Below are 4,235 nucleotides of genomic sequence, written 5' to 3' on the forward strand. Positions count from 1 at the left end.
GGCGTGCTCAACGGCGACCGGCTGGGCGTCGGCAACTTCGTCGAGGGCGTGCGCGTGCGCAACGGCGAGCTGCGCGTGGCGCTGGAGGGCGAGCAGCTGCGCATCCAGCGCTTCGTGGCCTATGCCGGCGATGGCACGCTGCGCCTGGAAGGCGGCGCGCGGCTGGGCGAGCAGCCCGGCGCCGACATCGCCGTGGTGGCCGACCGCTTCCAGGCGCTGGGCCGCGTGGACCGGCGCATCGCGCTCAGCGGCCGCTCGCAGGTGCAGCTGCGCGGGCGCGACCTGTCGGTCAGCGGCGGCTTCAGGGTGGACGAGGGCCTGATCGACCTGGGCCGCAGCAGCGCGCCGGCCCTCTCCGACGACGTGATCGTGGTGGACGACCCGACCCTCGCGCGCAAGCCGCCGCGGGGCACGGACCAGCCGCAGGCGCCGATGCGCATGGCGCTGGATCTGCGCGTGGACCTGGGGCAGAACCTGCGCGTGCGCGGCAAGGGCATCAACACGCTGCTGGCCGGCGAGCTGCGCGTGACGGCGCCCAACGAGCAGGTCGCGGTCACCGGCACGGTGCGCACCGTGGGCGGCGTCTTCGACGCCTACGGCGCCAAGCTCGACATCACGCGCGGACTGGTCATCTTCAACGGGCCGGTGGCGAACCCGACGCTCGACATCGAGGCGCTGCGCACCGACCTGGAGGCGGTGAAGGTGGGCGTGGGCGTGACCGGCACGGCGCAGAACCCGCGCGTGGCGCTGGTGTCCATTCCGGCGATGTCGGACATCGACACGCTGTCGTGGCTGACGCTGGGCAAGGCCAGCACGGACCTCGCCGGCGACCAGACCGCGCTGCTGCAGCGCGCGGCACTGGCGCTGCTGGCCGGCGGCGACGGCGGCGGTGGCGGGCCCGGGCTGGCGCAGCGGTTGGGGCTGGACAAGCTGTCGTTCTCGCAGGGCGCCAACGGCCTGGCCAGCTCGGTGGTGGGCTTCGGCAAGCAGCTCTCGGAGCGCTTCTACGTCGGCTACCGCCAGAGCCTGGACGCCACCGGCGGCGGCTTCGACCTGGTCTACAAGATCGCCGAGCGCTTCACGTTGCGGCTGCTCACCGGGGAGACCACGGGCGTGGACCTGGTGTGGACGTGGCGCTGGGACTGATGGCAACCGCTACCGGCGCGGGTGCAGGCGGCCGGGGCACGTCGCTTGCCGGCCCGGGGCATGGACACCAACACCTCTCCCCCCCAGCCGCCCTCGGGCACCGTCGACATCAGCGACGACAACAACTGCAGCCGCTGGGCCGAGTACTTCGGGGTGACGCCCGTGCAGATCGAGGAGGCCGTGAAAGCGGCCGGCACCGACCCGAAGGCGGTACAGGAGCACCTGCTCAACCAGGGCAGCAGCGCCGGCGCGAGCTGAGCCGCGCGCCGGCGCTGCTGGCGGCGCTGCTGGCGCTGGTGCTGGGCCTGCTCGGCGCCCTGCCCGCGCTGGCCGCGACGGGCGCGGGCGCCAGCCCGGTGCTGGTCGGCTCCAAGCGCTTCACCGAGAGCTACCTGCTGGGCGAGATCGTCACGCAGTCGCTGCGGCGCGCGGGCATCGCCGCGGAGCACCGGCAGGGGCTGGGCAACACCGCCATCCTGGAGCAGGCGCTGTCCAGCGGCGCCATCGCGGTGTACCCCGAGTACACCGGCACGATCGCGCGCGAGCTGCTGCGCCTGCCCGACGCGCCGGGCGCGGCGCCGCCTACGCTCGACGCCCTCAATGCCGCGCTGGCGCCGCGCGGGCTCAAGGCCGCCGTGCCGCTGGGCTTCAACAATACCTACGCGCTGGCCATGCGCGAGGACCACGCGGCGCGGCTGGGCGTGGACTCGCTCTCGGCGCTGGCACGGCTGCCGCCAGAGCGGCTGCGGGCGCTGCGCTTCGGGCTGTCGCACGAGTTCCTGCAGCGCGCCGACGGCTGGCCGGGGCTGCGCCGCGCCTACGGGCTCGCTGCCGAGGCCGGCCCCGGGCTGGACCACGGGCTGGCCTACCAGGCGCTGGCGCGCGGCCAGGTGGACCTGATCGACGTCTATGCCACCGATGCGCAGATCGCGCGGCTGGGGTTGCGCGTGCTGCGCGACGACCGCGGCTTCTTCCCCCGCTACGACGCGGTGCTGCTGATGCGCACCGGCCTGGACGAGCGGCCGCTGGCCGCGGCGCTGCAGGGGCGCATCGACGCGGCCGCGATGACCGCCATGAACGCCCGCGCCGAGCTCGACGGGCAGCCGTTCGCCGCCGTGGCGCGCGAGTTCCTGGACCGGCTCGATCCGGCATTGGCGCTGGCACCGGCGCCGGCATCGGCGTCCACGGCCGACGCCGCCACCGCTGCCCCGGCGCCGCGCGCCGCGGCCGGCTTCACCGAGCGGCTGCTGGCGCCGGACCTGGGCCGGCTGCTGGCACAGCACCTGGCGATGGTGTTCGGCTCGCTGGCGCTGGCCGTGGCGGTGGGCGTGCCGCTGGGCGTGCTGGCGCACCGGGTGCGGCCGCTGGCCGGGGTGCTCATGGGCGCGGTGGGGGTGCTGCAGACCGTGCCGTCGCTGGCGCTGCTGGCCTTCCTGATCGCGCTGCTGGGCACGATCGGCTTCGTGCCGGCGCTGCTGGCGCTGTTCGTCTACGCGCTGCTGCCGATCGTGCGCAACACCCATGCCGGGCTGGCCGGCGTGCCGCCGGGGCTGCGCCTGGCCGCCGCGGCGCTGGGGCTGCGCCGCACCGAGGTGCTGCGCAGCGTGGAGCTGCCGCTGGCCCTGCCCACGCTGCTGGCGGGGGTGAAGACGGCGGCCGTGATCAATGTGGGCACCGCCACCGTGGCGGCCTTCGTGGGCGCGGGGGGCCTGGGCGAGCGCATCGTCTCCGGGCTGGCGCTCAACGACCACGCGCAGACCCTGGCCGGCGCCGTGCCGGCGGCGCTGCTGGCGCTGGCGGTGCAGGGCGCGTTCGGCCTGCTGGAGCGGTGGCTGCGGCGCGTGCCGGGGTAGCAGGTCAGTCGATCTGACGCGCCGCCAGGCGCTCGGCCTGCGCGATCTGCAGCTCGGCCTCGTGCAGCGCGCTGCAGATGCGGTCCAGCGCCGCGGCCGGCTCGGCGGCGCGGGCCGCGTCGGCGCCCAGCACCGCGAGTTGCGCCTGCTCGCGCAGCGCGGCGATGCGCTTGAACAGGCAGCGCAGTTCGTGGCCGGAGAGGTGCGCCGCGCCGGCATCGTCAGCGGCGACGGGAACCGGCGCGGCGGCCGGGCGGGCGAAGCAGTCCAGGGTGCACATGGCAGGAGGCGGGTGGCGGGTTCAGAAGGAAAGGCTGCCAGGCTACTGTTTTTATATACATATGCCGGCGGCAGTTCCTTTGCACCCGGCGCAGCCCCTCATGCCAGGCACATGGGGCCGCGACCGGGGCCTTCAACCCGTGCCGCGGCCCATGCGGGCGCTCAGCGCCCGTACAGCTGCTGCGGCAGCCACATCCCGATGGCCGGGAAGACGTACAGCAGCACGATCGCCACGATCTGGATGCCCATGAACGGCAGCATGCCCGCGAAGATCTGGTTGAGCGTCACGTGCCGCGGCGCCACGCCCTTCAGATAGAACGCGCTCATCGCCACCGGCGGGCTCAGGAACGCGGTCTGCAGGTTCAGCGCCACCAGCAGCCCGAAGAACAGCGGGTCGATGCCGAAGTTGTCCAGCAGCGGGATGAAGATGGGCATGAAGATCACGATGATCTCGGTCCACTCCAGCGGCCAGCCCAGGATGAAGATGAGCACCTGGGACAGGATCAGGAACTCCGTGGGGCTCAGGTTCATGCCCAGCACCCAGGTCTCCACCAGCTCCTGCCCGCCCAGCAGCGCGAAGGCCGCGGAGAAGATCGCCGAGCCCACGAACAGCCAGCACACCATGGCGCTGGTCTTGGCCGTGAGATAGACCGATTCCTTGACCACCTCCAGGTTGAGCCGCCCGTAGGCCGCCGCCAGCAGCGCGCCGCCGAGCGCGCCCACGGCCGCCGCTTCCGTCGGCGTGGCCAGGCCAAAGACGATCGAGCCCAGCACCGACAGGATCAGGATCAGCAGCGGGAAGAAGCTGGCCAGCAGCATCTTGAAGATCTCCAGCCGCGCGAAGCTCAGCCTCGCGTAGAACAGCGCCAGCGCGGCGGCGCCCACGGCCAGCGTGATCCAGAAGGCCTGCGGCGCGGGCCGCGCGGCGGCGGCCTCGGCCGCAGCGGGCGCGGCGCC

Annotated in this window: 5 protein-coding genes; 3 read left to right on the forward strand and 2 right to left on the reverse strand. The window is 73.8% G+C overall.

Annotated elements, in window-relative coordinates:
* The 3 genes from FJ694_RS35825 to FJ694_RS35830 form a co-directional block, all read left to right on the forward strand.
* Positions 1 to 1,146: translocation/assembly module TamB domain-containing protein (locus FJ694_RS35825; RefSeq protein ID WP_198321183.1), on the forward strand; the 1,146-nt coding region annotated here is incomplete at its 5' end.
* Positions 1,147 to 1,206: 60 nt separating this feature from the next.
* Complete coding sequence (locus FJ694_RS36965) at positions 1,207 to 1,404, forward strand: DUF3606 domain-containing protein (RefSeq protein WP_198321184.1); 198 nt, start codon at positions 1,207 to 1,209, stop codon at positions 1,402 to 1,404.
* A 38-nt stretch (positions 1,405 to 1,442) separates the two neighbouring features.
* Positions 1,443 to 2,999: an ABC transporter permease/substrate-binding protein gene (locus FJ694_RS35830; RefSeq protein WP_232540379.1), complete on the forward strand. Its 1,557-nt coding sequence runs from the start codon at positions 1,443 to 1,445 to the stop codon at positions 2,997 to 2,999.
* A 4-nt stretch (positions 3,000 to 3,003) separates the two neighbouring features.
* Here the strand turns inward: FJ694_RS35830 and FJ694_RS35835 are convergent, their stop codons facing one another.
* Together FJ694_RS35835 and FJ694_RS35840 are read right to left on the reverse strand one after the other, a co-directional pair.
* Positions 3,004 to 3,279: a hypothetical protein gene (locus tag FJ694_RS35835; RefSeq protein ID WP_157272293.1), complete on the reverse strand. Its 276-nt coding sequence runs from the start codon at positions 3,277 to 3,279 to the stop codon at positions 3,004 to 3,006.
* A gap of 161 nt (positions 3,280 to 3,440) precedes the next feature.
* Positions 3,441 to 4,235: TRAP transporter large permease subunit (locus FJ694_RS35840; protein ID WP_157272294.1), on the reverse strand; the 795-nt coding region annotated here is incomplete at its 5' end.

The organism is Azohydromonas aeria, from assembly GCF_009760915.1.
Lineage (GTDB): Bacteria > Pseudomonadota > Gammaproteobacteria > Burkholderiales > Burkholderiaceae_C > Azohydromonas > Azohydromonas aeria.

Coding starts and splice junctions, on each gene's coding strand:
- FJ694_RS36965 (WP_198321184.1), top strand. CDS start 1,207: ATGGACACCAACACCTCTCCCCCCCAGCCGCCCTCGGGCACCGTCGAC.
- FJ694_RS35835 (WP_157272293.1), bottom strand. CDS start 3,279: ATGTGCACCCTGGACTGCTTCGCCCGCCCGGCCGCCGCGCCGGTTCCC.